The sequence below is a fragment of the Marinitoga lauensis genome (assembly GCF_004135675.1).
In the GTDB taxonomy this organism is placed as follows: Bacteria; Thermotogota; Thermotogae; order Petrotogales; family Petrotogaceae; genus Marinitoga; species Marinitoga lauensis.
In genome coordinates, this window is sequence record NZ_QHLX01000001.1 from 303,803 (window position 1) to 329,346 (window position 25,544).

The 25,544-nt window shown below is 26.7% G+C and carries 29 protein-coding genes and 4 pseudogenes; 14 read left to right on the forward strand and 19 right to left on the reverse strand.

Annotation, left to right across the window (positions count from 1 at the left end; all coding sequences use genetic code 11):
* The first annotated feature begins 35 nt into the window (after nucleotides 1-35).
* Nucleotides 36-962 carry a magnesium transporter CorA family protein gene (locus DJ007_RS01560; protein WP_129408024.1) on the forward strand — a complete coding sequence of 309 codons (927 nt, stop codon included), beginning with the start codon at nucleotides 36-38 and terminating at the stop codon, nucleotides 960-962.
* A 25-nt stretch (nucleotides 963-987) separates the two neighbouring features.
* Here the strand turns inward: DJ007_RS01560 and DJ007_RS01565 are convergent, their stop codons facing one another.
* The 4 genes from DJ007_RS01565 to DJ007_RS01580 form a co-directional block, all read right to left on the reverse strand.
* Nucleotides 988-1,470 carry a GGDEF domain-containing protein gene (locus DJ007_RS01565; RefSeq protein WP_165973940.1) on the reverse strand — a complete coding sequence of 161 codons (483 nt, stop codon included), beginning with the start codon at nucleotides 1,468-1,470 and terminating at the stop codon, nucleotides 988-990.
* Nucleotides 1,434-2,516, reverse strand: coding sequence for a sensor histidine kinase (locus DJ007_RS01570; protein ID WP_129408026.1), 1,083 nt, complete (start codon nucleotides 2,514-2,516; stop codon nucleotides 1,434-1,436). The genes DJ007_RS01565 and DJ007_RS01570 overlap by 37 nt, the downstream gene beginning before the upstream one ends.
* A 31-nt stretch (nucleotides 2,517-2,547) precedes the next feature.
* The gene (locus tag DJ007_RS01575) at nucleotides 2,548-2,925 is read right to left on the reverse strand and encodes a hypothetical protein (protein ID WP_129408027.1); all 378 of its coding nucleotides are present in this window, start codon (nucleotides 2,923-2,925) and stop codon (nucleotides 2,548-2,550) included.
* 61 nt (nucleotides 2,926-2,986) lie between these two features.
* Nucleotides 2,987-3,454, reverse strand: coding sequence for a transglycosylase SLT domain-containing protein (locus DJ007_RS01580; RefSeq protein ID WP_129408028.1), 468 nt, complete (start codon nucleotides 3,452-3,454; stop codon nucleotides 2,987-2,989).
* Nucleotides 3,455-3,754: 300 nt separating this feature from the next.
* Between DJ007_RS01580 and DJ007_RS01585 the strand changes: the two genes are divergently transcribed.
* The 8 genes from DJ007_RS01585 (at nucleotide 3,755) to DJ007_RS01620 (ending at nucleotide 12,692) form a co-directional block, all read left to right on the forward strand.
* Nucleotides 3,755-4,750 (forward strand): LacI family DNA-binding transcriptional regulator, encoded by a 996-nt coding sequence (locus DJ007_RS01585; RefSeq protein ID WP_129408029.1) that lies wholly within the window; start codon nucleotides 3,755-3,757, stop codon nucleotides 4,748-4,750.
* Nucleotides 4,751-4,778: 28 nt separating this feature from the next.
* Nucleotides 4,779-6,029, forward strand: coding sequence for an ABC transporter substrate-binding protein (locus DJ007_RS01590; protein WP_129408030.1), 1,251 nt, complete (start codon nucleotides 4,779-4,781; stop codon nucleotides 6,027-6,029).
* Between the two features lie 306 nt (nucleotides 6,030-6,335).
* Nucleotides 6,336-7,265, forward strand: a complete 930-nt coding sequence (locus DJ007_RS01595) for a carbohydrate ABC transporter permease (protein ID WP_129408031.1) — start codon at nucleotides 6,336-6,338, stop codon at nucleotides 7,263-7,265.
* Entirely contained in the window at nucleotides 7,262-8,080 is an 819-nt protein-coding gene (locus DJ007_RS01600) for a carbohydrate ABC transporter permease (RefSeq protein ID WP_129408032.1), read from the forward strand. The genes DJ007_RS01595 and DJ007_RS01600 overlap by 4 nt, the downstream gene beginning before the upstream one ends.
* Nucleotides 8,081-8,111: 31 nt before the next feature.
* Nucleotides 8,112-9,764, forward strand: a complete 1,653-nt coding sequence (locus DJ007_RS01605; RefSeq protein WP_240739157.1) for a glycoside hydrolase family 36 protein — start codon at nucleotides 8,112-8,114, stop codon at nucleotides 9,762-9,764.
* Nucleotides 9,757-10,713 carry a galactose-1-phosphate uridylyltransferase gene (gene galT, locus DJ007_RS01610; protein WP_129408033.1) on the forward strand — a complete coding sequence of 319 codons (957 nt, stop codon included), beginning with the start codon at nucleotides 9,757-9,759 and terminating at the stop codon, nucleotides 10,711-10,713. The genes DJ007_RS01605 and galT overlap by 8 nt, the downstream gene beginning before the upstream one ends.
* Nucleotides 10,710-11,762 (forward strand): galactokinase, encoded by a 1,053-nt coding sequence (locus tag DJ007_RS01615; protein ID WP_165973941.1) that lies wholly within the window; start codon nucleotides 10,710-10,712, stop codon nucleotides 11,760-11,762. Before galT ends, DJ007_RS01615 begins: the two co-directional genes overlap by 4 nt.
* Before the next feature lie 15 nt (nucleotides 11,763-11,777).
* The gene (locus DJ007_RS01620) at nucleotides 11,778-12,692 is read left to right on the forward strand and encodes an aldose epimerase family protein (RefSeq protein WP_129408034.1); all 915 of its coding nucleotides are present in this window, start codon (nucleotides 11,778-11,780) and stop codon (nucleotides 12,690-12,692) included.
* Between the two features lie 176 nt (nucleotides 12,693-12,868).
* On the opposite strand, the gene DJ007_RS01625 is transcribed toward DJ007_RS01620, so the two are convergent.
* Nucleotides 12,869-13,168, reverse strand: a complete 300-nt coding sequence (locus DJ007_RS01625) for a hypothetical protein (protein ID WP_129408035.1) — start codon at nucleotides 13,166-13,168, stop codon at nucleotides 12,869-12,871.
* A 282-nt stretch (nucleotides 13,169-13,450) separates the two neighbouring features.
* Between DJ007_RS01625 and DJ007_RS20710 the strand changes: the two are divergent.
* Nucleotides 13,451-15,056, forward strand: a pseudogene (locus tag DJ007_RS20710) (IS1634 family transposase).
* A gap of 141 nt (nucleotides 15,057-15,197) precedes the next feature.
* Here the strand turns inward: DJ007_RS20710 and DJ007_RS01640 are convergent.
* The 13 genes and pseudogenes from DJ007_RS01640 to DJ007_RS01695 all read right to left on the reverse strand — a co-directional run bounded on the left by DJ007_RS01640 (nucleotide 15,198) and on the right by DJ007_RS01695 (nucleotide 22,415).
* Nucleotides 15,198-15,497: a hypothetical protein gene (locus DJ007_RS01640; protein WP_129408035.1), complete on the reverse strand. Its 300-nt coding sequence runs from the start codon at nucleotides 15,495-15,497 to the stop codon at nucleotides 15,198-15,200.
* Nucleotides 15,498-15,630: 133 nt separating this feature from the next.
* Nucleotides 15,631-17,141 (reverse strand): annotated as a pseudogene (locus DJ007_RS20715) (IS1634 family transposase).
* Nucleotides 17,133-17,264: pseudogene (locus DJ007_RS20990) on the reverse strand (IS1634 family transposase N-terminal domain-related protein); the annotation flags it as partial. The pseudogenes DJ007_RS20990 and DJ007_RS20715, both read right to left, overlap by 9 nt.
* A gap of 133 nt (nucleotides 17,265-17,397) precedes the next feature.
* Nucleotides 17,398-18,768 (reverse strand): recombinase family protein, encoded by a 1,371-nt coding sequence (locus DJ007_RS01655; RefSeq protein WP_129408038.1) that lies wholly within the window; start codon nucleotides 18,766-18,768, stop codon nucleotides 17,398-17,400.
* Nucleotides 18,765-18,929 (reverse strand): hypothetical protein, encoded by a 165-nt coding sequence (locus DJ007_RS14465; protein WP_165973942.1) that lies wholly within the window; start codon nucleotides 18,927-18,929, stop codon nucleotides 18,765-18,767. The genes DJ007_RS01655 and DJ007_RS14465 overlap by 4 nt, the downstream gene beginning before the upstream one ends.
* A gap of 161 nt (nucleotides 18,930-19,090) precedes the next feature.
* Nucleotides 19,091-19,537, reverse strand: coding sequence for a protein-export chaperone SecB (locus tag DJ007_RS01660; RefSeq protein ID WP_129408039.1), 447 nt, complete (start codon nucleotides 19,535-19,537; stop codon nucleotides 19,091-19,093).
* An 11-nt stretch (nucleotides 19,538-19,548) separates the two neighbouring features.
* A complete protein-coding gene (locus tag DJ007_RS01665; protein WP_129408040.1) occupies nucleotides 19,549-20,061 on the reverse strand; it encodes a helix-turn-helix domain-containing protein in 513 nt (170 codons plus the stop codon).
* Between the two features lie 12 nt (nucleotides 20,062-20,073).
* On the reverse strand, nucleotides 20,074-20,508 hold the full coding sequence (locus DJ007_RS01670) for a hypothetical protein (RefSeq protein WP_129408041.1): 435 nt from the start codon (nucleotides 20,506-20,508) through the stop codon (nucleotides 20,074-20,076).
* 140 nt (nucleotides 20,509-20,648) lie between these two features.
* Nucleotides 20,649-20,837 carry a hypothetical protein gene (locus DJ007_RS01675; protein ID WP_129408042.1) on the reverse strand — a complete coding sequence of 63 codons (189 nt, stop codon included), beginning with the start codon at nucleotides 20,835-20,837 and terminating at the stop codon, nucleotides 20,649-20,651.
* 409 nt (nucleotides 20,838-21,246) lie between these two features.
* Nucleotides 21,247-21,489 carry a hypothetical protein gene (locus DJ007_RS01680; RefSeq protein ID WP_129408043.1) on the reverse strand — a complete coding sequence of 81 codons (243 nt, stop codon included), beginning with the start codon at nucleotides 21,487-21,489 and terminating at the stop codon, nucleotides 21,247-21,249.
* Nucleotides 21,490-21,499: 10 nt separating this feature from the next.
* Nucleotides 21,500-21,751: a hypothetical protein gene (locus DJ007_RS01685; protein ID WP_129408044.1), complete on the reverse strand. Its 252-nt coding sequence runs from the start codon at nucleotides 21,749-21,751 to the stop codon at nucleotides 21,500-21,502.
* A gap of 129 nt (nucleotides 21,752-21,880) precedes the next feature.
* Nucleotides 21,881-22,186, reverse strand: a complete 306-nt coding sequence (locus tag DJ007_RS01690) for a hypothetical protein (protein WP_129408045.1) — start codon at nucleotides 22,184-22,186, stop codon at nucleotides 21,881-21,883.
* Entirely contained in the window at nucleotides 22,179-22,415 is a 237-nt protein-coding gene (locus DJ007_RS01695) for a hypothetical protein (RefSeq protein WP_129408046.1), read from the reverse strand. Before DJ007_RS01695 ends, DJ007_RS01690 begins: the two co-directional genes overlap by 8 nt.
* Nucleotides 22,416-22,935: 520 nt before the next feature.
* Between DJ007_RS01695 and DJ007_RS14475 the strand changes: the two genes are divergently transcribed.
* Nucleotides 22,936-23,079 (forward strand): hypothetical protein, encoded by a 144-nt coding sequence (locus DJ007_RS14475; protein ID WP_165973944.1) that lies wholly within the window; start codon nucleotides 22,936-22,938, stop codon nucleotides 23,077-23,079.
* Between the two features lie 475 nt (nucleotides 23,080-23,554).
* Here the strand turns inward: DJ007_RS14475 and DJ007_RS01700 are convergent, their stop codons facing one another.
* Nucleotides 23,555-24,166 (reverse strand): LexA family protein, encoded by a 612-nt coding sequence (locus DJ007_RS01700; protein ID WP_129408047.1) that lies wholly within the window; start codon nucleotides 24,164-24,166, stop codon nucleotides 23,555-23,557.
* A 210-nt stretch (nucleotides 24,167-24,376) separates the two neighbouring features.
* On the opposite strand from DJ007_RS01700, the gene DJ007_RS01705 reads away from it, so the two are divergent.
* The 3 genes and pseudogenes from DJ007_RS01705 (at nucleotide 24,377) to DJ007_RS15240 (ending at nucleotide 25,294) form a co-directional block, all read left to right on the forward strand.
* Nucleotides 24,377-24,592, forward strand: coding sequence for a helix-turn-helix transcriptional regulator (locus DJ007_RS01705; RefSeq protein ID WP_129408048.1), 216 nt, complete (start codon nucleotides 24,377-24,379; stop codon nucleotides 24,590-24,592).
* Between the two features lie 4 nt (nucleotides 24,593-24,596).
* A pseudogene (locus DJ007_RS15235) lies at nucleotides 24,597-24,799 on the forward strand (antA/AntB antirepressor family protein); the annotation flags it as partial.
* Nucleotides 24,800-24,826: 27 nt separating this feature from the next.
* Nucleotides 24,827-25,294 carry a phage antirepressor KilAC domain-containing protein gene (locus DJ007_RS15240; protein WP_206076014.1) on the forward strand — a complete coding sequence of 156 codons (468 nt, stop codon included), beginning with the start codon at nucleotides 24,827-24,829 and terminating at the stop codon, nucleotides 25,292-25,294.
* The last annotated feature ends 250 nt before the right edge of the window (nucleotides 25,295-25,544 follow it).

The window sequence follows — 25,544 nt, forward strand, 5'->3', positions numbered from 1 at the left end:
CGCCATAGCATTTCATATAAAAAGGAGGAGATAATATGGTAAAATTTTATAGCAGAATAGAACACAAATTAGTGGAGGCAAAAAGCTTTTCTCAAGATGCACTTATAAAGGTAGTAAACCCATCAGCAGATGAAATTCATATGCTCTCAAGTTTATTAAATTTTGATCCAGATTTTATAAATGATTCTTTAGATGAAGACGAAAGAGCACGTATAGAAATTGATGAAGATACCACTTTATTAATTTTAAAGGTTCCAATGAGAAATGAAGAAGATGAAAAAATTCCTTATAAAACAGTTTCGTTGGGAATTATTATTGGAAAAAATTATATACTATTATCTATGAAACAGGAAATTGACTTTATAGAAAAAATGATAGAAACAAGTTTATTAAATCCACATAAAAAAAGTAAAATGATATTTCAAATTTTCTTTAAAAATGCTAAGTTATTCCTCGATTATCTAAAAGAAATTAATAAAACTATTGATTTAGTAGAGGAAGAATTGCACAAATCTATGAAAAACAATGAACTTGAAACATTAATGTATCTTGAGAAAAGTTTAGTGTACTTCACTACATCATTAAGATCAAATGAAATCATGATGGAAAAACTTTTAAAAGGAAAAGTATTGGAACTTTATGAAGACGATGAAGAATTATTAGAAGACACTCTGATTGAAAATAGGCAGGCAATTGAAGTTACAAATATATATAGCAATATTTTATCGGGTATGATGGATGCTTATGCTTCTGTTATCTCAAATAATTTAAATATTGTCATGAAAATATTAACAGTTGTTACTATTTTGCTTCAGGTGCCTACAATATTAACAAGTTTTTACGGAATGAATGTAAAACTTCCGTTCCAACAAAATCCTTTAATATATGTTAATATTATTATATCTTCTATAGTTATTATGATAATGACATATTTATGGTTTAAAGGAAAAAAGTGGTTATAAACAATAAAAAGAAACTTCCGAATTTTCAGGAAGTTTCTTTTTTATTTATAACTACTTTATTTCTTCCTGTTTCTTTTGCTTTATATAAGTTATTATCTGCAATTTTTATAAATTTAATATAATCTATATCTTCTGGTATTTTACTTATAGCTCCAATACTTATAGTAAACTTGACTATCTTATTTTCATAGAAAATTTCTGTCTCTTCCACGTCTTTTCTTAACTCCTCTAATTTCTCTTTAAATTTTTCCGTTTTTTTAGAAAGGTAATAAATAACAAATTCTTCACCACCGTATCTGTATATTTTATCGGTTACCCTATGAAAATGCTTTCTAAAAATTTTGCTTAATTCTTCCAAACAATAATCTCCTGCAATATGACCATATTTATCATTTATTCTTTTAAAATGATCTATGTCAATAAGAGCAAAATTTACATATAATTTTTCTCTATATGCAAATTTAAAATCTTCTAAAAATTTCTCATTAAAATATCTTCTATTATACAATCCGTTAAACCATCTGTTATGGATATTTCTTTTAATTTATTATTTAATTTTTCCAGTTCCTTATTTTGCTCGTTAATTTTTTCTGTTCGAGCAGCTACTATTTTTTCCATATCATGAATGTATTTATTTAATTCCTTTACCATATCATTGAATTTTTGAGAGAGAGTTTTTATTTCTTCTTCATAAGAATCTTTAATTTGTATTAATTCAAAATGTCCAGATTTTGAGTTTTCAATAATTTTGGTAATTTCGTTTATAGAAGTTGTTGTTTGAGCAGCTAAATATTTAGAGATTAACCAGGATATTACTACAGCTACTATAATAGCGATAAAATAAATCAATATTATTCTACGTATAGTCGAAAAAATCACATCATATGATTTTAAAATTTGAAGTCTTAATCCTTCAAAATCTATGTGATTATTATAGTCATTACTTATAAAAAAATTTTTTAAATAATCGTCATTTATTTTTTGTATTAAGTTCTCATTTTCTATTAATACTAACTCATTATTGAAGCTTGCTAATAATTTATATGTTGTATTAAAACGCAAACTTTTAGTATATTCTTCATAAATCTTATTCAAATTTACAAGAAAAGTTAAATATCTCTCTTTTTTAGAATCAATCCTTTTGTTAAAAATTATATAAAAATTATTATTTAAAATTTGAAAATCTATTCCATCACTTATAGGAAAAGAATAAGATTTACCACTATATAAAAATTTATTATTATTTTCGTCTGTAATATATATACCATCAATATAACTTTTTCCTTTTATTTTAGTATCAAACTCTCTTTTTAAAGCTTTTTTAGAAAAATTCGAAATTAATGAGTTCTTATCAAATATAAAAATCACATCATTACTGGAAGAAATTTCTAATATATAATTATTTACTTCAGAAAAAACATCATTTAATTTATTTTCAAAATTTTTAGTCAATAAAACTAATTTTTCAGATTCATACTTCATTATCTGATCAATTCGAAAATAAAAAGATAAAACTAAAGAAGTTAAAATAATAATAATGTTAGTTATTATCATGTATTTAAAGATTTTATGCTTCAGCTTCATACTATTTTTCCTTCCCTAACAATTTAAGATATTCTTCGTAGTTTACACCTAAATACTTTCTTATCATATAGTCAAATTTTTCAGTTGTTTTAAACTCTAAAATAAATTCTTTCAAAGATTTATTCAACTCAGGCGTTTCATAAGATGTACAAAAGGATAAATATCCAACCTTTTTACTTAACATAAAAAGAGGCTTTAGAAACTCTCTAAATGTATATGTTTTTAATATTTTGGCAAAAAATGAAAAGGAATCTAACGTACTTATATCAGCATTCCCCAAAATTACTTGATAAAAAAAACTATTTCTAATATATTCCTCATTTTTAGGCAATAATAAAATTTCTATTTCATCACTTTTTGGAGGAACATATTTCTCCAAAAAAATTATTTTTTCACCGACAACTTTTATTTTATTAATGACATACTTTATATTTTTCTCCTTAATTTTTTATTAAAGAATAATAAAAATTAAATGCTTCTCCTGTTATAATTTTCTTACCTTTTAAATCATTAAAATCTTGAGCTTCTATATCTTTTCTTGCATATAAGATTTCCGCATTTTCAATAAATGGAATCATATTTACAATCTTTTTCCTTTCTGGTGTAACTGTAATTATATCCGCTACAACATCCACTTTGCCATAAATATCTGGTGTTTCTGCGTGTTCTTTTTTAAGCACAATTTCCCCATTTTTGGTCCAATAATCAACAAATGAATCAACAATATGAATTTTTAATTCTACATTTAAATAATCAGCATAAATTTTTGCTAATTCATAACAAAAACCTGGTCTCCCAACGCTATCAGGTAAATATATAGTTTCTGATGGAATATTCCTTATTCCAATTATTAAATATCCAGAATCCAAAATTTCTTTTAAATCTCTTCCCGAAATAAATGAAAACATAACCAATACTATTAAAAAATAAGAAAAAATTTTTTCATACCAATCACCTCAATAAAAAATCAATAAATTACAATACAAATAATATTTGATTAATATCATTATATCATAAATATTAAAACAAAAAAACTTTCAAATTACAATTTTTTTATCTAACCAGGCTTAATCATTAATAATTTATATTAATAATATTAAATAATGATTTACTAAATTTTGTATTTATTATCAAATGTGTTTTAATATAATCGGTAACGTTACCGATAACGTTATCGATAAAAATTTTTGTATAAGGTGATGGTAAAGATGCGCAAAAGATATATAACTATAAAAGATATTGCAAAAGCAGCAAATGTTTCCATAAATACTGTTTCAAGAGCTTTAAATGATAAACCTGACATAAATTATAAAACTAAAGAAAAAATATTAAAAATAGCAGAAGAACTTGGTTATGTAAAAAATATTACTGCTAGTTCATTAAGAAATAGAAAAACAAAAACAATAGGTGTTTTGTTTAAAGATATTACTAATCCTTTTTTTGTAGAGGTTTTAAAAGGAATTGAAAAAGCTACGAAAGAAAATAATTATAGTTTAATTTTAATGGATATTGAAAAAGATTATGAGCTTGAAAAAAAAGCGCTAAATATTATGGCAGAAAAAAGAGTGGATGGGATTTTAATTAGTCCTGTTAGGAAAGGAAATAATAAATTTAATAAAATTATGAATTTAAATATTCCATATGTTATTATAGGGGATCATTTTGAAGATATGGATGCTGATGAAATCTATGCGGACGATTTAAAAGGTGGGTATTTAGCAACAAAACATCTTATTGAAAAAGGAAAAAAAGATATTGTTTTTTTAAATGTTAAAAATCATAATTTTGTTTCACAATCCAGATTACTTGGGTATAAAAAGGCATTAAATGAAGCAAAAATTAGAGTTAATAATAAAATGATATTTAATATAAATGAAGATGTTAATGATGCTTATGAAAAAGTTTTAGAAATAATAAAAAGTAAATTAAAATTTGATTCTATCTTTTGTTTTAATGATATTTTAGCTTATGGTGCAATAAAGGCTTTAAGAGAAGAAAAAATGGATATACCTGAAGAAATTATGGTTGTTGGATATGATGATATCATATATTCTTCTATTATAGATTTAACGACTATTAGAATACCAAAATTTGAATTAGGATACAAAGCTTTTTATATTCTGCTCGATAAGATAAATCATAAAGAAAATGAAAGGATTAAGATTATATTGGATGTTAAATTAATAGAGAGAAAAACAACATGAGGATAATTCTAAAACGGGAGGTGTAGGTATGAAAAGGTTTGTTTTTGGGTTAATTGCTATTTTGTTAGTAGTTTCCAGTGTTTTTGCAGCTTCAAATGATCTGGAAATTTTTAGTTGGTGGACCGGCGGAGGAGAAGAAGAAGGATTGCTAGCTTTATTCGCAAAATTTAATCAATACTATCCCAATATTAACATCATCAATGCTGCAGTTGCAGGTGGAGCAGGAACTAATGCAAAAGCAGTATTAAAGACAAGGATGCTTGGAGGAAATCCACCAGATTCATTCCAGGTTCATGCAGGTATGGAATTAACAGATACATATGTTATTCCTGGTTTAATGGAACCATTAACGAATTATTTAAAAGAATGGGGTGTATATGATAAATTCCCTAAAGATGTTATGAAGATTGTTAGTTATCAAGGTGAAGTATATTCAATACCAGTAAATGTTCATAGAGGAAATGTTGTATTTTATAACAAAAAAATATTTAAAAAATTAGGGTTAACAAAAGAACCAACAACATGGGCAGAATTTTTTGCTGCAATGAAAAAAGCTCAAGAAGCAGGATATATTCCTCTTGCTTTAGGTGATAAAAATAAATGGACATTAACCCATTTGTTTGAAAACATTATGCTTTCAATGTTTGGTCCTGAAGATTACAAAGGATTATTTGATGGAAAAGTATCTTTTAATTCACCAGAAATGGAATTATCTTTAGTATTATTAGAAAGATTAATACCATACTTCAATAGAGATCATTCAGCTTTAACATGGCAAGATGCTGGAAGATTGGTATTTGAAGGAAAAGCATTATTCAACGTAATGGGCGACTGGGAAGAAGGATATTTTAAAACCTTAGGTTGGAAACCAGGAGAAGATTTTGGTTGGTTTGCAGTTCCTGGAACATCAGACGCATTTATGTTTATTTCTGACACATTTGGATTACCAAAAAATGCACCACATAGAGAAAATGCTTTGAAATGGCTAAAGTTTATAGCAACAAAAGAAGCTCAAGATATCTTTAACCCAATAAAAGGTTCAATTCCTGCAAGAATTGATGCAGATAAATCAAAATATGATGTATATCTAACATGGTCAATGAATGACTTTGCTACAGTTGCAGTAGTTCCATCTATTATTCATGGCTCAGCAGCTCCAGAAGGATTTGTAACTTCTTTAAATGATACATTAAATAGATTCCTTGTTAAAAAGAATATATCAAATGCTTTAAGAGATATTATGTGGGCAGCAGAAGACCAGGGATATTTAACTGAGTAATATAAACCCCGGTTCATAGAACCGGGCAGTTTGTAGACAAAGTACAAAATAAAATACTCAAATAATATTCGCTCATCCGGTGAAAATTCATATTCCTCAAAAATGTTCATTCCCACCGGTCGCTCAAACTCACATCCTTGTTCGGTTTTGCTCAATTTTGCATCCGTGCAAAATTGACCGGTTCCATTCACATTTTTTTGGGAATTTTCAAGGATTCGCTCATATTATTTTTTCTTATTTTATTCTGTCAACAGTCTGTCCCGGTTCATAGAACCGGGTTTTATAAGATTAGGGTGGTGAAAAAATATGAGTGTTCAAAAAAATAAGTCTAGAATGGGTTTTATTATTATTCTACCATCATTAATATTAATAGGTATATTTGTATATTATTTTATATTTTGGACAATACGAACTTCATTTTCCAATTGGAATAGTTTTAGTAGTTTATTAAGAGGTGTTTATAAATACGTTGGATTCAGAAATTATGAAAGAATATTTATGGATCCAAGATTTCAAACTGATTTGTGGAATACTCTTTTCTTCACATTGTTTTTTATTTTAGGTTCTGTTGGATTAGGATTATTTTTGGCAAATTTAATAGATAAAGGTATTAAAGGGTCAAGGTTCTTCCAAAATTTGTTTCTTTTTCCAATGGCAATATCATTCGTTGTAACAGGTACAGTATGGAGTTGGATATTTGCACCTGGTAATTTCCCAAATGATCCTCAAGGATTAAACTTATTATTTAAAAAACTAGGTTTAGAAAAATTGCAGTGGATGTGGTATACAAGTTCTGAAAGCATAGGTCATTTTAACTTAGCTCTAATAGCGGTAATAATTGCTGCAGTATGGCAAATGTCAGGATATATTATGGCAATGTATTTAGCTGGATTAAAAGCAATACCCGAAGAGATATTAGAGGCTGCAAGAGTAGATGGCGCAAATGAAAGGTATATATTTTGGAAAATAAAAATGCCATTATTAAAGCCCATAACTTTAAGTGCAATGATTGTCTTAGGTCATGTATCTTTAAAAATATTTGATTTAATATATGCAATGACTGGAAGTGGGCCAAATAATGTTACTGATGTTCCAGCAATATATATGTTTGAATTAACATTTAGATCGAATAAATATGCGATGGGATCAGCAATATCTGTTATTATGTTATTAATGGTTGCAGTAATAATTATCCCTTACTTATATTCGTCCCTTAGAAGGGGTGTGAGTTCATGACAAAAACAAAATTGATTATTTCTTATATTATTTTGATAATAATTTCATTATTTTTTATAACTCCTTTTTATGTCACATTAATAACCAGCTTTAAGTCATTAAATGAAGTATCTATAGCTACTATGTGGAACTTTCCTAAACATTTTTCTTTAGAGGGTTTTATAGGAGCATATAAAAAATTAGCTCCAAATATGAAAAATAGTTTTTATTTAACTATACCAGCTACAATAATTTCTGCAGTTTTAGGTTCGATTAATGGTTTTGCATTATCTAAACTTAAATTTAAATATTCTAATCTGATTTTTGCTTTAATATTATTTGGTATGTTTATACCTTATCAAAGTGTTTTATTTCCATTAATTCGATTCTTTCAGAAAATCGGATTATATGGAACAATACATGCATTGATCATTATTCATGTGATTTATGGTATTCCTATAACTACTTTAATGTTTAAAAATTATTATGAAGAAATACCAGATGAATTAATCGAAGCTGCTTCAATTGATGGAGCAAATTTATATGATGTATATACAAAAGTATTATTACCAATATCTATTCCTGGATTTGTTGTTGTTGCAATCTGGCAATTTACGAATATATGGAATGAATTTTTATTTGCTGTAACAGTTACAAATAATCCGGCAAAACAGCCTATAACTGTAGCATTAGTAAATCTTGCAGGTAGTCAGGTAGTAGAATGGAATATCCAAATGGCAGGAGCATTAATAGCTGCATTACCTACTTTAATAGTATATATAGCATTAGGTAAATATTTCATTAGAGGCCTTTTAGCTGGATCTGTAAAAGGTTAATTGGGAGGAATATAAATTGCAAATTTTTTCCATGAAATATGATAAAAATTTCTTTGAGATAAAAGAAAACAATTATATGTTGAAATTCAATATTCAACGGATTCCTGAAGGGTTTATTTTAAGAGGGAAAATAAAAGGGAATCCCAAACGTGTAGAATTATTTAGAGATGATGTTGATAAAGTTATGTTTATTAATAATTGGCAAAGCTGGGGAGTTTCTAAAAGTATTGATATAGAAGATTATACTTTAAAAATATCAGAAGACAAAAAAAGTAGATTAAAATATAGTATTCATATAATGCCTGAATTATTTGAAAAAAATATAATATCAGACTATTTTATAGGTAAAAAGGATAAAATATATGGTTTTTTAACTTCGAAAATAGCTCATCCTTTTTTCGAAATTAAAGATAATGAATTAATAGCTTATCTTGATTTTTTTGATAGAAAGTTTGAAGATTATGTTGATATAGAGCCTTTTATATATTTGGAAGGTAAGAATATTGAAAGCCTTTTAGAAATATATGCCGATTATGTAAAGTTTGAAAATAAGCCTAAATTTTCAAAATGGAATCCTATTGGTTGGTCATCATGGTATCAATATTATGAAAAACTTACATGGGAAGAAATTTTAAAAAATTTAGAATTATCTAAAGGATACAATTACGAGGTTTTTCAAATAGATGATTCATGGCAAAAGGATATTGGTGATTGGGTGCCAAAAGATGGATATCCTTCATTAAAAGAAATTGCAAACAAGATAAGAGAGTACAATTATATTCCAGGAATATGGTTAGCTCCATTTAGTGTATCGGAAACTTCTGATGTTTATAAAAATCATAAAGATTGGTTAGTTAAAGATGATGCCGGAAATCTAAAGGTTGCCTATATAAATTGGAAAAAGAAAATATATGCTTTAGACACTACACATCCTGAAGTACAAAATTATCTAAGAAAGATTTTCTTATATATGAGAAAAAATGGAATTCATTATTTTAAAATTGATTTCTTATTTGCAGGTGCAATTCCAGGAAATAGATATGAAAAAATAACTCCAATAGAAGCATATAATTTGGGTATGCAAATAATTAGGAAAGCTACAAAAGGTGATTTTTTATTGGGTTGTGGAGCTCCGTTATTGCCTTCAATTGGTTATGTTGATGGTATGAGAATAAGTGAAGATACTGCTCCTTATTATAATGCTGATGATATTAATATTCCTTATCAAAATGCTTATTATGCATTAAGAAACGTAATAACAAGATATTTTATGAATGGAAAATGGTGGTGGAATGACCCAGATTGTTTATCATTAAGAATTGAAGATACTAAACCAAATGAAAAGATTATTGAAATGTATGCATATGTATCTGGAATCTTAAATAATATAATATTTCAAAGTGATGATTTATCAAAAAGTATAAGAAAAGATGTCTTTTTTAATACTTTGGAATTAAGAGGCGGAAATTCTCATGTAAAAGGGTTAATGAATTTCAATAACTTTTTTGAAATCGAAGCCTTAAATACAAAAATAGGTAATATAAAAATGAAAGTTGATTTAGAAAAAGTAGAATATTCTATTGAAAAAGATATTGAATATCCTCAAATAAATAAAAGAACTATTGTAAGAGAAGATGATAAAAGATTATTTCATTATTATGAAGAGAGTGATTTAAATGCTTGAAAGAAGATATAATCCAATAACTGGAGAATGGGTAATGATTTCATCATCAAGACAAAAAAGACCTAATTTGCCAAAAGATAGTTGCCCAATTTGCCCAGGTATTTTGGAATTGCCTGAAGAGTATGATTTGGTAAGTTTTGAGAATAGATTTCCTGCTTTAAGAAAGAACGCTCCAGAGGTTGAGAATGATAATGATGTGTTAATAAGAGAACGATCTCAGGGAATTTGTGAGGTGGTAGTATATACAAAAAATCATAATTCTGAATTATCTCAAATGTCAATAAAACAAATAGAAAAATTAATTAATATGTGGTCTGATAGAACTAAAGAATTATCATCATATGACTTTATAAAATATATTTTTATTTTTGAAAATAAAGGTAAAGAGGTGGGTGCAACCTTACCTCACCCACATGGGCAATTGTATGCATTTCCTTTTTTACCTCCAAGGATTAAATTAAAAATGGAATCTTTAGAAAAATGGTATACTGAAAAAAATACATGTGCAATTTGTGATATTATAAAAGAAGAAAATAAAAAGAATAAAAGGATAATATGTGAAACTGAAAATATGATAGCTCTTGTTCCTTTTTATGCTAGATATCCATATGAAGTACATATTTATCCTAAAAGACATGTAGAAAGTATATATGAGTTATCCAATAAAGAAAAAAAAGAATTTGCTTATGTATTAAAGATTGTAACTAATAAATATAATGGATTGTTTAATATGCCATTTCCATATATGATGATGTTTTTTCAAAAACCATTTAATATCGATAAAAGTACACATTTTTTCCATTTTCATGTGGAGTTTATTTCTCCTATGAGAGGACCAAATTTAATAAAATGGATTGCCAGTGTAGAAAGTGGTACATGGGCGTTTATAAATCCCATAGAGCCAGAACAAGCTGCTAAACAATTAAGGGAGGTTGAGGTGGATATTTGATGTATAGGGCCCCTGGAAGAATTAATATAATTGGCGAACACACAGATTATAATGATGGTTTCGTTTTGCCTTTTGCAATTAATAAATACATAGATTTAGAAATAGAAAAGTCAGATAAATATCTATTTCATTCAAAAAACTCCAATCAGGAAATATCCCTAAATACATTAAAAAAAACTGATACATGGGCTGATTATATCATAGGTGTTATACTTGAAATTGAAAAAAAAGTTGGAAAAATCTCTCCTTTTAATTTTAGATTTAGTTCTGATTTACCAATAGGTGCTGGATTATCAAGTTCTGCAGCTTTGGAAGTGGTTACTGCATATGCTATTAATGATATCTTAAAACTTAATTTTTCTTTAGAAAAAATAGCATTAATCGGATGGAATGCTGAAAATAATTTTGTTGGACTAAATTGTGGAATTATGGATCAATTTGCCAGTGCTCTTTCAAAAGAAAATCATGCATTGTTCATTGATGCATATACAAAAAAGCATGAATTAATACCATTAAATTTAAAGGAATATAATTTTTATATAATAAATTCTGGTGTAAAACATGAGTTAGGTAATTCAGAATATAATATCAGAAGGAATCAATGTGAAAAAGCTTTAAAAATAATAGGGAAAGAATCATTTAGAGAAGTTACAAATGACGATTTATCGAAATTAGATGGAATTTATTATAAAAGAACAAAGCATATAATTGAAGAAAATGAGAGGGTATTAAAAACCATAGATGCTTTAAAAAATGATAATATTGAAGCGATAGGTAACTATTTATTTGAATCACATTATAGTTTAAAAAATCTGTATGAAGTCTCGTGTGAAGAAATTGATTTTATAGTAAAAAAATTGGAAAATAAGGTTGCAGGTGCCCGGATTGTTGGTGGTGGTTTTGGAGGTTCTGTATTGGTTTTATCTAAAGAAGATGAATTTAAAAATGTGATAAATAATTTAAAATATGAATATAATAAGAAATATTCAATAGAATTAGAATATTTTGAAGTTAAAAGTTCTAATGGAGTAGAGAAATATGAAATATAACAATAAGGTGAGTCGATGAAGTATTTAAATATGGAAGGAATAACTATAGAAAATGATTATATTAAATTAGTGGTTTTACCGAATTTAGGGGCAAAAATTGCTTCGATATATTATAAGCCTCAGAATTTTGAAGTATTGTTTCAGCCTACATTAAAAAAATATAACTTACCAAAATATGGAGATTCTTTTGCTCAATATGATACTTCTGGTTCTGATGAAATGTTTCCAAATATTGATAAAGGAATATATCCTTTTGAAGAGTATTATGGAGAAATTTTACCAGATCATGGAGAACTTTGGAGTATACCGTGGAACTGTAAAATAATAGGTAATAACATAATTGAATCCATTGTAGATAGTCCTAAATTTAATTATACTTTCAAAAGAATTATTGAATTAAAAAATAATAAGATTATATTGACTTATTCAGTGAAAAATAATGGAATAAAAAAATTTAAAGGTTTTTGGACATTTCATGGATTAGTTGCTATTGATAAAAATAGCAAAATAATTTTAAACGGAATAAATAGAGTATTAAACGTTAAAAAGAATAGCCATTATTTAGGTAATAGCGAAAATGAATGTTCTTATCCTGTATATAATAATTATCAATTAAATAAATTTTTACCTCCAGAAGTAAAAAATACTGAAAAATTTTATTTATTAGACAAAATAGACTATGCAGGAATTACCTTAAATAATAATAATTTACTATATTTAGTGAATTTTAAAGAATTACCTTATTTAGGTATATGGAAAAATGAAGGTGGTTTTAAAAACGAATATAATGCAGCAATTGAACCTACAAATGGTTTTTATGATTCTTTAGAAATCACAAAAAAACATAATAAATATCTTACTTTTGAATCAGGTGAAGAAAAATCATGGCTAATTTCTATTGAATTAAATGAAGAAAATTTTTTAGCTTAACAATGGTCTAAAAGTATGAATATAAAACAAAATCCCCGTTAATTCGGGGATTTTCAAACCGGTCTATACCTTCGACATACAATCTCATGTTGCAGGGTATAAAATGGAGGCAACGGACAGACTCCAATATAACAATAAAAGAGTATTTTGCAGTTCGGCGTTTCATAAATCAAATATCACAAATCATGTAGTTTGCTAATGTAGTTACTTATACCTTTAAGTTTAATTGCTATATAATTTCTTTTTGAGCGCTCCGACTGTTTAACCTCAATTCTATCAATAATTTGCGTTAAAAAATCTGCTATTTTTTCATGATCGTCGCTTTTTAAAATTTCAACTGATGCTTTTATCATATTTTCTACAACCTCTTCATTAATATTAATTACTTCTTCTTCGTGTTTCTTTAAACTATATTGCAAAAGTTTTATATCGTTACTTATATCTTTTATTCTATTCTTTATTTTTTCAGTATTCAAACCCTGAGTTTGACACTATTATTATCAACAAAATTCTAAAAAGTAGAATTATTCAAAAAAATAGCTATTGTTAACTTTTTCCTGAGTTTGACAGCGATTTCATGATTTTTGAAAAATCGAAACGGTAGAATGCGGGTTTGCGACGATGAAAAGGGTGAAAATTGGGGTTGAAAAATTTTTGTAGTGACACAAATATTTTTAACAATAGCGTTATATTCTTGATTTCATAATATTTTTGTGGTATAATAAGTAATGGTATTATGAAATCAAGAGGTGATTTTTGTGTTTTTGAGAGTAGTTAAAAATAACAAAGGTGTTGAATATTTAAGAATTGTTGAAAGTTATAGGGAAAATGGTAAGATAAAGCAAAGAACTGTTGCAAACTTAGGAAGGATTGACTCTTTTAGCGAAAATGAAGCGAAAAATATAGTAAATAAACTCATACAAATATTTGATTTAAAAAATTATATTGATACAGAAGATATAAAAAAGGCACCGGATAAAAAGAATTACGGAGCCAAAGTAATAGTAAATAAGATATTCGAAAGATATGAGATGAAAAGATATTTTGAAAGACTGGATAAAGAAATAAAATACAATGCAGAAGAGATGCTAAAAATAATGGTGATGAATAGAATAGTAGAACCGAAAAGTAAATTGGGAATATTTAATAATTTAGAGTATTTTGGATATAACAAAGTGGAAGTTAAAAAAGAAAAAGACCTGGAAGAAAAAGATGTAATGCTGCACTGGTTATACAGAACATTGGATATATTGGCAGATAATAAAGAGTCGATAGAAAAACATATGTATAATCAAAGGATAAGTTTGTTTAATACAACGGTAGATTTAGTATTTTACGATGTAACGACATTAGCGTTTGAAACACAACAAACAAATGAAATATTACAAATGGGATATTCAAAAGATAAGAAATTTAATGAATCACAAATAGTATTAGGGATGTCAATAGATCAGGATAGAATGCCAGTTAGTTTTGATATATATGCAGGAAATACATTTGAAGGGCATACATTTAAAGATTCAATAGAAAAAATGAAAAAAGAATATCAATTAGGAAAAGTAATAGTAGTAGCAGATAGAGGAATGATGAGTAAAAAAATATAGAAGTAGTAGAAAATTCTAATTATGAATTCATAGTAGGAAAATCAATAAAACAAATAAAAAAAGTAAATATATTTGAAGGAGAATTCATAGAACTAGCAAAAGGAATAAAATATAGAGAAGTAGAATATGAAAATAAAAGATTACTCATAATATATTCAGAAGAAAGAGCCAAAAAAGACAGAGCAGATAGACTACGATTAATAGAAAAAGCGAAAAAATGTTAGAAGAAGGAAATATAGATTCAAAAAGTAAAAGAGGAGCGAAAAAATATTTAAAAGAACAGAATAAACAAAATTATATACTGGACATAGAAAAAATAGAAAATGATGAAAAATACGATGGATACTATGGAATAATAACAAACACAAAACTATCTCCAAAAGAAATATTAGAACAATATCATACATTATGGAAAGTAGAAGAAACATTTAGAACATTAAAAAATTATCTTGAAACAAGACCGGTATTTCATTGGACACCAAAAAGAATAAAAGGACATATTGTAATGAGTTTCATATCTTACATAATTCAAAGAACACTAGAATTAGAACTGGAAAAAAATAATGTTGAATACTCTCATGAAAAAATAAGAGAAGCTATTAAAAATATGGAATACATTGAATTTAAAACACAAAAGCAACATCTTGTAGCGAGAATGAATTTAAATAAATTAGGACAAAGAATATTAAATACATTAAATATTCCTGTACCAAAAATAATTTCACCCTATACAGAATTCAAAGAAAAATATAAAATTTAGGGGGTGTAATGACACTTTTGTATTTAATAAAAAATTAACAATTGTTGTTTTTTAGAATAATTCTGCTTTTTAGAATTTTATTGAAAAAAATACTGTCAAACTCAGGAGTATTTTGCAGTTCGGCGTTTCATAAATCAAATATCACAAATCATGTAGTTTGCTAATGTAGTTACTTATACCTTTAAGTTTAATTGCTATATAATTTCTTTTTGAGCGCTCCGACTGTTTAACCTCAATTCTATCAATAATTTGCGTTAAAAAATCTGCTATTTTTTCATGATCGTCGCTTTTTAAAATTTCAACTGATGCTTTTATCATATTTTCTACAACCTCTTCATTAATATTAATTACTTCTTCTTCGTGTTTCTTTAAACTATATTGCAAAAGTTTTATATCGTTACTTATATCTTTTATTCTATTCTTTATTTTTTCAGTATTCAAACCCTGAGTTTGACACTATTATTATCAACAAAATTCTAAAAAGTAGAATTATTCAAAAAATAGCTATTGTTAACTTTTTATAAAAAGAGAAATTAGCCACACACATCCTCCTTTTTGGCTTTTCATGCGTGTTTTAGGAGATTATTTTTTTAAATTCATCTAATTCCATCATTTTTTTCGGTTTTTCTATTTTTAATGTTTTTAATATGGCTTTTTGAAAATCGTTTAAATTGGCTCTTAATGCAAATAATTTGTCTTTTAATCTTATTTCAGAGTATTCCATTTTTTTTATAGCTTCTCTTATTTTTTCATGAGAGTATTCAATATTATTTTTTTCCAGTTCTAATTCTAATGTTCTTTGAATTATGTAAGATATGAAACTCATTACAATATGTCCTTTTATTCTTTTCGGTGTCCAATGAAATACCGGTCTTGTTTCAAGATAATTTTTTAATGTTCTGAATGTTTCTTCTACTTTCCATAATGTATGATATTGTTCTAATATTTCTTTTGGAGATAGTTTTGTGTTTGTTATTATTCCATAGTATCCATCGTATTTTTCATCATTTTCTATTTTTTCTATGTCCAATATATAATTTTGTTTGTTCTGTTCTTTTAAATATTTTTTCGCTCCTCTTTTACTTTTTGAATCTATATTTCCTTCTTCTAACATTTTTTTCGCTTTTTCTATTAATCGTAGTCTATCTGCTCTGTCTTTTTTGGCTCTTTCTTCTGAATATATTATGAGTAATCTTTTATTTTCATATTCTACTTCTCTATATTTTATTCCTTTTGCTATTTCTATGAATTCTCCTTCAAATATATTTACTTTTTTTAACTGTTTTATTGATTTTCCTACTATGAATTCATAATTAGAATTTTCTACTACTTCTATATTTTTTTACTCATCATTCCTCTATCTGCTACTACTATTACTTTTCCTAATTGATATTCTTTTTTCATTTTTTCTATTGAATCTTTAAATGTATGCCCTTCAAATGTATTTCCTGCATATATATCAAAACTAACTGGCATTCTATCCTGATCTATTGACATCCCTAATACTACTTGCGACTCATTAAATTTCTTATCCTTTGAATATCCCATTTGTAATATTTCATTTGTTTGTTGTGTTTCAAACGCTAATGTTGTTACATCGTAAAATACTAAATCTACCGTTGTATTAAACAAACTTATCCTTTGATTATACATATGTTTTTCTATCGACTCTTTATTATCTGCTAATATATCCAATGTTCTGTATAACCAGTGCAACATTACATCTTTTTCTTCCAGGTCTTTTTCTTTTTTAACTTCCACTTTGTTATATCCAAAATACTCTAAATTATTAAATATTCCCAATTTACTCTTCGGTTCTACTATTCTATTCATCACCATTATTTTTAACATTTCTTCTGCATTGTATTTTATTTCTTTATCCAGTCTTTCAAAATATCTTTTCATCTCATATCTTTCAAATATCTTATTTACTATTACTTTGGCTCCGTAATTTCTTCTTGCTATTTCTTCCATTAAATCATCTTCTATTTTTTCATATTCATCTATTTCAAATATTTTAAAAAGACTATCTACAAGTTTTGTTATATCTTTTTTACTATACTTATCTATATTTCCAAAATTTATTACTGTATGCTGTTTCACTTTTCCATTTTCTCTTTTGCTTTCCATTATCCTTAAATATCTTTTTCCTTTCACTTTTGATATTTTAGGATACATTTTAAAACATCTCCTTTCAGTGGTTGTCATATATATTATACCACCAAAAGGACTAATATATTACTAATTATAGTTAATTCTCTGTAACAAAAGTTAGCCACACAATTTTTCGACTTCCTGAAAAATACACGCCTCAAACCCGCATTCTACCGTTCCATTTCCCTTAAAATCGCCAAATTGCTGTCAAAGGCAGGATATTAATTACTTCTTCTTCGTGTTTCTTTAAACTATATTGCAAAAGTTTTATATCGTTACTTATATCTTTTATTCTATTCTTTATTTTTTCAGTATTCAAACCAGCTTCTATTGCATCCATAAAACTTTCTTCTAATCTTTCTTTTCTCTTTTTCAACTTCGAAATTTCGTTTTTTATTTCATTAATTTTGGTTTTATTATTTTTATACTTAATAGAATTTATAGAATTGATTTTTTTTATTAAATCAGAAATTTCAATTTTTTCAAATACATCATTTAATAAAAAATCAATTACGAAACTTTCCACTTTTTCACGAGAAATAGAAATAAAATGATCATGTTTTTCATGATTTGTTATTTTCTTCTTCCAACTTGAACATACATATCTTGGGTACCTTCCACCAAATGCTATCATCTTTTCTCCACAAACTCCACAATATAATAAATTTTTTAATAAATATTTATGTTTTTTCTTTTTAACCCTGTTCCTCTTTTTCATTTTTTCTTGTACTTTATCCCATAATTCTTTTGATACTATTGCAGGAATAGCATTTTCTACTATTACAGCATCATCTCTTTTTATATGAGAAGTTCTATGATTACCCCTTGCCCAAACATATGTACCTTTATATTTTGGATTGTGTAAAATATCATAGATTGTGCTATAAGACCATTTTCCACCTTTTCTAGTTACAAAACCATGATTATTTAAATATTCTTCTATTTTTAAAGTTGAATAATCTTTTTCCGCTAATTCAAACATTAGTTTAACTACTTCAGCTTCTTTTTCATTTATAACATATTGTTTTCTAGGTATTTTCTTTACTCTTTCACCAAAGGAAATTTCTTCATATGTTTCTTCCACATCATAGCCATATGGTGGAATACCTCCAAGAAAATAAGCTTTCTCTGCAGTAATTCTCACTTTAGTATTTATTTCATTTTTAAGATTCTTCAAATACCAATCAGCCACACTGGCCATAATATTAAAAATAAGATCACCAGATGCACCTGTTAAATCTTCTGATACAGAAAGCAAATCTACACCATATTGATTCAATTCTGCTTTATACCAAGCAGCATCTTTTATATTTCTTGCAAATCTATCAATCTTATGGATAATAACAGCATCAAATTTTTTAGATTTAGCATCTCTAATCATCCTTTGAAATTCCGGTCTATCATCCGATTTTGCTGATCTTGCTCTATCAATATATTTTTCTACAATTTCATATCCGTTTTTTTCAGCATATTCTATTATAGCCCTTAATTGTGCTTCAATAGAATCATCCGTTTGATTTTCACTTGAAAACCTTGCATATGCAGCAGCCTTTTTCATGTTTCTTCCTCCTCTTTTCCTATCTTTTGAATTGCTAGCAAGAACTTATAAAATTCAAATAACTCTCCTTGAGAAAGTTTCCTTTCGTCCCAAAAAATAAATCCAAAGTCTTTTAAAAGATCCAAATCTTCTTCAGATACTAAAACCTTTATAATAATCATTTGCATCACCTCAAACTGATTTTAATATTTTTATATTGAAGTGATGCAAAACATCAATATCTTAATAATTTAACATAAATTGTCTATTTGCTACATATATTATACTACATTTTTGTGATTATACAAAATAAAAAAATCCCGGAAATATCCGGGAATTGCCATTATTTTATGATGTTTTTTAAAGCTTTTTTTCTTTCTGCTTCTATTAAATCTGTTATATTTAACAAAGGTAAATAAATTGGTTGAACAAATCCAAATTGTGATGTAATAGACACCATTTTTGCTCTTGCAATTTGAAAAAGATTAATTATTCCTGAACTAACAACTAAACTTCTAAAATCTTCTTCTTTCATTTTTGAATGACCAGTAAATTCACCCTCAATGAACATTTCAACCTTTAATAAATGTTTTCTTCCTTTTTTATAAATTAGCTTAATATTTAATCCCAAAATACAATTATAAGGATTATCATCAATTTTTTCTTTAAAGTTTTGAAAGGCCTCAATTTTCAATTCTGGAGATAATGGTTCATTAATAACACTATCATCAAATTCAAATGAAAATTTCTTAATTCTTTCAGAGATTAATTGTATATATGATTTTTTCATAATTTCACCTCTTAAGCTGCTGAACCTAGATTTTTTTGCAAATTAAATATTTTATATTCGTCTTCTTCTTTATTTTTTATTTTGATGTTATTTTTTTCAACTGAAAATTTCTTAATTTCTGTTGAAATTAACTCACTTATTTTTTCTTGAAATGTTTTATTTTCATTCTTGACGATTTTCTTTAGAGGATCTCTATATTCTTCAGGAATTATATAGGTATATTCACCATGTGGAGTAATTTTCATTTCTCCACCTAAAGCTTTAGTTACTTTTAATAAAAATTTTAGAGATGGATTTATACTTGCATTTTCTAATCTTGAAATTGCAGTTTGTTTGGTATTTATTTTTTTAGCTAATTCTTTTTGCGAAATTCTTTTTTTCATTCTCATTAAGGTTAATTCGCTTACTAAATCTATAAGTATATTTTCTAATTCTTCTTCTAACGATTCTGCTTTTAATTCAAATTTCTCAAACTTTCCTTCTTTAACCTTTTTTATTATTTCTTTATCAATATTTTTGCTCATAAATATCACTCCTTATTTTAAAGCATCAACTAAAATTTTCAAATTATTAAATGCTGAATCAATTTTTTTTGCTTCCTTGTCAGTTTTGAATTCTGCTTCTAAGATAATTACATTATTATTATTAGGATAATCTTTAACAGGATAAAAAGTAAAATAAATTCTGAACACACCATTTTTGCTTTGCTGAGGGATCCTTAATTCATACAAAACAAAATCGTTATATTTGTCTATACGTGCGATTTTTTTATTATTATGTTTTTTTGAGTTTTCTTCATAAAGCGAAAATAAAATATATTCTCTTCCGCCTTTGTTTATATCTATTAGATTTTGCTTTAATTTTTTATAAGTTTTACTTCCTTTCCTTTTAAAATCCTTTTCTATCAATTCTTTTATTCTGTTTTTATTTCCATTATCTTCAATAGGAAAATAATATAAATATTCAGCCATAATAACCCCCTACTGCATTTTTATTATATAACATATATGTTATATAACATAATTGATTTATAATAAATTATTTTTGATTAAAGCATAAAATTTCTTTTTTTCTTCTTTATTCTCTCTTTTTCGCATCATGTAACAAGTTGCTATAAAAAACATGAAAAAATTATACTTTTTATATTTTTATTTCTCAACGAATTTCTCTTTAATGCCTTTTTTGATAAATATCTATTCAAAATAACAAATATGAACGAAGTAAAGGTGCTTATTAAGGCACCTAAAATAACACCTGATAATGGTGAATAAAAAATAACTTTTATAATTTCTTCATTCATTAACTCACCCCGCCGATTAATTTGATTGTAATAGTTTTTCTAATCTCTTAATTTCCCTTTTTAGATATTCTATTTTAGCTTTTATATTTTCATTATTATTGGCAGGGCTTCGATTGCCACATTCTTCGGAAACTCGAAATTAATTCTTATCGTTGATTCAGCTAATTCTTTTGGAATTAAAAGAAAAATTGATAATTTAATTTTTCAGGAACATTAAGAAAATAATAAGCTCCATTTGATTTAGAAAGCTCTTTATATTTTTCATTAAAACCAAATAATTTGTTTCCTTGTAAACTAAATCCTTCACCAGAAATAGTTGATATTGCAAAAGTATCAGTATATTCACTTTCATATTTTTCCGCATATACAGAAATAATTATAGGAGTAAAACTATTTTCAAATATTTTTTTTAGTTCATCCCTTTTATATACTTTTGTTGTTGCTTTAAAACTTCTTGTTGTTTTATTATAAAATCATATGGTTCATCCCAAAAATCAGAATAACCTTCAAACTGATATTCTTTATTCAAATCTAAAACATCCCAACCTTTAAAAACAGCCATTCTAAAATTGCCATCATCATAAATATTAGAATATGAATATATATTAACAATAAAACTTAACATAAAAAAGAAAAATATTATTTTTTTCATAATAACCCTCCTAATCATATTTTTTAGCTTTTGCTTCCAACTGCTTTGCTTTATCTTCTAATCCTTTTAATCGTAATTTTTCAGCTTTATATCTTAATTTACTAGCTTTTTTCTTTCTCGATATTACAGATAATTTAGAACCTAAAAATATTAATAAGGCTCCAGCAACCATACCTATAATAGGCATTCCTGCAAATATAAAAGGCGTAAATAATAGCATAATAAAGGAACCTATTAAAAGAATCCATCCTAATAGTCTCACAACATCCCTCCTTCACATAAAATTAATATATCAAGCGTTTGATTAATTAAAAAAACGAGACCCGAAAGGTCTCGTTCAATTTTCACTATTATTAAATTTAAAGGTGTTATTTTTATTAAACATAAATAATCAACTCCGTATATCAGAAAATAAAAATAACCAAAATTTACGTTTCTTTTTACCTATTTTCTTTGCTCCGGTTTTTGTTCGTGAATAAAATTCATCTCTTGTAATTCCCAAATTCTTAATTGTATTTTTTATAATAAGCAACGGCACCGGATCTATATGAGTTTGATATACTATACCAACTTCTTTTTCTTTGATTTTTATTGTTAATATATTGTGACCACCACGTGTTCTCTTTTCAACAACTTCAAAAGTATTCAAAATTTCTTCAAATTCTCGAAGAGACAATTGAGGATACTTTTTAGGCATGTAAAACACCCATATGATTTCCAATATTATTTATTTTATTACTACTTTGTTTTGAAATCTTATTAGCCATGTGAGAAACTAACAACCCGTAAATAAACTGAATTCTTTCCAACAAAGTATCTTTTCTTATAAAAGAATTTATTTTATTTCCATCATCTAAATCAAAAATTTCAGTTAAAGTTTTATCTAATTCATCAACTGCTTCATCAAGAGTTTTTCCGTATACCATAATAGTAGTATTTGTAATTCTAATATAATATAGTCCATCTTTTTATATACAATTACACCATCTTTTGAATTTTTGAATTTTAGTGCAAAATATACCATATCATCACCCCTTCGGGTTGTTTGGTAGTAATTTAGACTGGCAATTATAACAAATTGTTTTATATTTTATGTTAAATTATTCCCATCTTTCATATTTCCCTACAATAAAAAATTTTAGTTGCTAATAATAATAGCGCAAACCCATATAATGGCTCATGAACTGGCTCAGTATCTGGTTCAACATCTGGTTCACTATCAGGCTCAATTTTTGAACCAGTTATATTTTTTATCTAACCGGTATCGCGGTTGCTATCGCGGGTGGTGTTGCGGGTGGTGTCGCAATATCAGACAGCGGAATGTAATATTTTGCTACTCTCCGTTTACTGTCCCACCTACTCTCCCGTTTACTGTTTCATTTAGTGTTTGTCTGTGAAACGCTAGAACGGAATACGTAGCTAAATTGTTTTGATTTTCCCTTTGCCATGCTAATTGGTGTGTTAGGTGCTGTGCCAGTTGGTGTGTCAATTATTGACACGGCATTTAAGTTTTTGCCTCGTCTTTTTGATATGGTTAAGAAAGAAAAGAAAAGAACCAAAAGAAAAGAAAGAATATATATAATAATATAATATAATATATAAATATATAATATATATTTTTTTCTTTTTTCTTTTTGCTTCTTTTTCTTTTTTCTTTTTTAAGTATACTGTGTAAAGTTTTTTCGATATTTTGCACTTTGGAATTCTTACGAAAAAAAACAAACGCTTCCAATAAAAAAACATTAAAAATCCGGCTAAAATCAGGCGATTTTAGGGCAGCTAAATGTATTTTTTGTATGATTTTATATCAAGGAAATTTTCAACGGTCTATAGGCTCAAATTTTAAATTTGAAAGTTTTTAATTTTTTTAAAAAAGTGTCTCATATAGATACGGTTTCTGAGACGGTTAGCAAAGTGTCTCAATATGAGACGGTAACTGAGACACTATCCGAGACACTTTCTGAGACGGTTAGCTAAGTATCCAATTACCTGTTCATAATCCTGTTCGTGTTCCTGCTCATTTACCTGCTCATAATCCTGTTCATACATGAACACGTTACCTAGTTTATTCCCATACAACTTTACCAATAACTTTCCCTACGATAATTAATTCTTCCCATTTTTCTTTAGGAATTACAATTGGTTCATATTTTGGATTTAAACTTATCAAATTAATGCTATTTTCGAATTGATAGAATTTTTTTATAATTCCATCATCTCCATTTATTATAAATACTCCAATATCTCCATTTTCCAAGACATTTTGTTTCCTTACCAGAGCATAATCTCCATTATTATATGCAGGTTCCATTGAATCTCCAACCACAATTAAACCAAAATCAACGTCTTTGTTTTGAGGTACAGGTAAATAATTTATTATGTTTTCATCAGCAAATATGCCATTTCCAGCGCTTACACTACCAACAATTGGAATAAATTTTGCAGGTATTACATTAGGCGGTAAATTGTCTTTACTTTTTCCTTCTTTTATTCCTAAAAGGTAATCGGTAGTTACATTAAAAAATTCAGCTATTACTTTAAGCATCTCAGGAGAAGGAGTAGCTCTACCGGTTTCATATGCAGAAATACTTTTTCTAGTTATATTTAATTTTTTTGCTAATTCTTCCTGTGTTAAACCTAATTCCTGCCTTAACCTTTTTAATCTATCTTTAAGCATAATAATACCTCCACTATTGTCTAATGCTATTATAATTAGATTTTTATTTCAAGTCAACTCAAGCCAAAACTAATAGCTATTAATTATTTTTTAATCAAAACTTAATTAGTTTTTAAATAAAAGCTATTGACATTGGCTAAAATATTTGCTATTATTATTAGCGTAAGAGAAAATAAAAGCTATTTTAAATACCTAAAAGGAGGTGGAAAAATGTCTTTAAAGAAAATTCAAGAACTACGATTAAAAAAGGGATTAAAACAAGAACAACTTGCTAATTTAGTTGGTATTTCAAGAAAATCTTTAAGTCATTACGAAACTGGTAGAGTTATACCACCATTACCTGTAGCAATCAAAATAGCAAAAGCATTAGGAACAACGGTTGAAGAACTCTTTGATGACTATCATACACCATTAGCAAGGAGGTGATGCAATGAAAGAGTTAATTTCGATTAGTGAAAGTTTTTTTAGTGGAGAAAGAATTCAAACAGTAAATGCGCGAGAGTTACATGAGAAATTGAAAGTTGGAAGAGATTTTAGCACTTGGATTAAACAAAGAATAGAGAAGTACGGATTTGTTGAAGGAATTGATTATATTTCAACGCTCACCAAAACGGGGAACGTCAAAATGTATTAAAAAAAGAATACTACATTTCATTAGATATGGCAAAAGAATTATGCATGGTTGAAAATAACGAATTAGGTAGAATGTTTAGAAAATATTTTATTGAGGTTGAAAAAAGATATAGAAAAATACAAACTCCAAAATTACCAAGGAATTATCTTGAAGCTCTAAAAGAATTAGTAAGAGTAGAAGAAGAAAGGCAAGCACTTGAAGCAGAAAATAAAAAGATAAGGCCCAAAGCAGAAGCATTTGATGAATTAATATCAACAGAGGGAAATTACACAATGTCTGAAGTAGCAAAAATATTAAAAAAGGGTAGAAATAGAATATTTAAGTTTTTAAGAATACAGGGAATACTCAGAAAAAACAATGAACCATATCAGGAATACGTAGATAGAGGATATTTTAAACTAAGAACATATACAATAAAACATTCAAATTATGAAGAAGTTAAAGTTCAAACATTGGTTACCCGAAAGGTCTTGAGTGGATCAGAAAAATACTGAAAAGAGAGATTGAGTTTATATGAGAATAAAAGCTCTTTGGAAAGTGAATAAAAAAAATCCTGCTTCGCAGGAAGGAAAAAAGAAGAAGTTTTTTGTTTCAATAAAGATTAAGAAAGATATTATTTGCTCATGTGGAAATTCAGAATTTATATATTACGGAAAAATTCTGGATCCTAAAGTTAAACTACCTGTTGAAAAAAATATTATACCTTATTTAAATAAATTTGCGTTAAAAGCTTTAAAGCTCTTC

What these genes read in the sequence shown, in the direction of transcription:
- DJ007_RS01560 (WP_129408024.1), top strand. Translation starts at nt 36, where the DNA reads ATGGTAAAATTTTATAGCAGAATAGAACACAAATTAGTGGAGGCAAAA.
- DJ007_RS01570 (WP_129408026.1), bottom strand. Translation starts at nt 2,516, where the DNA reads ATGATAATAACTAACATTATTATTATTTTAACTTCTTTAGTTTTATCT.
- DJ007_RS01580 (WP_129408028.1), bottom strand. Translation starts at nt 3,454, where the DNA reads ATGTTTTCATTTATTTCGGGAAGAGATTTAAAAGAAATTTTGGATTCT.
- DJ007_RS01585 (WP_129408029.1), top strand. Translation starts at nt 3,755, where the DNA reads ATGCGCAAAAGATATATAACTATAAAAGATATTGCAAAAGCAGCAAAT.
- DJ007_RS01590 (WP_129408030.1), top strand. Translation starts at nt 4,779, where the DNA reads ATGAAAAGGTTTGTTTTTGGGTTAATTGCTATTTTGTTAGTAGTTTCC.
- DJ007_RS01595 (WP_129408031.1), top strand. Translation starts at nt 6,336, where the DNA reads ATGAGTGTTCAAAAAAATAAGTCTAGAATGGGTTTTATTATTATTCTA.
- DJ007_RS01600 (WP_129408032.1), top strand. Translation starts at nt 7,262, where the DNA reads ATGACAAAAACAAAATTGATTATTTCTTATATTATTTTGATAATAATT.
- DJ007_RS01605 (WP_240739157.1), top strand. Translation starts at nt 8,112, where the DNA reads ATGAAATATGATAAAAATTTCTTTGAGATAAAAGAAAACAATTATATG.
- galT (WP_129408033.1), top strand. Translation starts at nt 9,757, where the DNA reads ATGCTTGAAAGAAGATATAATCCAATAACTGGAGAATGGGTAATGATT.
- DJ007_RS01620 (WP_129408034.1), top strand. Translation starts at nt 11,778, where the DNA reads ATGAAGTATTTAAATATGGAAGGAATAACTATAGAAAATGATTATATT.
- DJ007_RS01655 (WP_129408038.1), bottom strand. Translation starts at nt 18,768, where the DNA reads ATGAAAAAGGCTGCTGCATATGCAAGGTTTTCAAGTGAAAATCAAACG.
- DJ007_RS14465 (WP_165973942.1), bottom strand. Translation starts at nt 18,929, where the DNA reads ATGATTATTATAAAGGTTTTAGTATCTGAAGAAGATTTGGATCTTTTA.
- DJ007_RS01660 (WP_129408039.1), bottom strand. Translation starts at nt 19,537, where the DNA reads ATGAAAAAATCATATATACAATTAATCTCTGAAAGAATTAAGAAATTT.
- DJ007_RS01665 (WP_129408040.1), bottom strand. Translation starts at nt 20,061, where the DNA reads ATGAGCAAAAATATTGATAAAGAAATAATAAAAAAGGTTAAAGAAGGA.
- DJ007_RS01670 (WP_129408041.1), bottom strand. Translation starts at nt 20,508, where the DNA reads ATGGCTGAATATTTATATTATTTTCCTATTGAAGATAATGGAAATAAA.
- DJ007_RS01675 (WP_129408042.1), bottom strand. Translation starts at nt 20,837, where the DNA reads ATGAATGAAGAAATTATAAAAGTTATTTTTTATTCACCATTATCAGGT.
- DJ007_RS01680 (WP_129408043.1), bottom strand. Translation starts at nt 21,489, where the DNA reads ATGAAAAAAATAATATTTTTCTTTTTTATGTTAAGTTTTATTGTTAAT.
- DJ007_RS01690 (WP_129408045.1), bottom strand. Translation starts at nt 22,186, where the DNA reads ATGCCTAAAAAGTATCCTCAATTGTCTCTTCGAGAATTTGAAGAAATT.
- DJ007_RS01695 (WP_129408046.1), bottom strand. Translation starts at nt 22,415, where the DNA reads ATGGTATACGGAAAAACTCTTGATGAAGCAGTTGATGAATTAGATAAA.
- DJ007_RS14475 (WP_165973944.1), top strand. Translation starts at nt 22,936, where the DNA reads ATGCTAATTGGTGTGTTAGGTGCTGTGCCAGTTGGTGTGTCAATTATT.
- DJ007_RS01700 (WP_129408047.1), bottom strand. Translation starts at nt 24,166, where the DNA reads ATGCTTAAAGATAGATTAAAAAGGTTAAGGCAGGAATTAGGTTTAACA.
- DJ007_RS01705 (WP_129408048.1), top strand. Translation starts at nt 24,377, where the DNA reads ATGTCTTTAAAGAAAATTCAAGAACTACGATTAAAAAAGGGATTAAAA.
- DJ007_RS15240 (WP_206076014.1), top strand. Translation starts at nt 24,827, where the DNA reads ATGGCAAAAGAATTATGCATGGTTGAAAATAACGAATTAGGTAGAATG.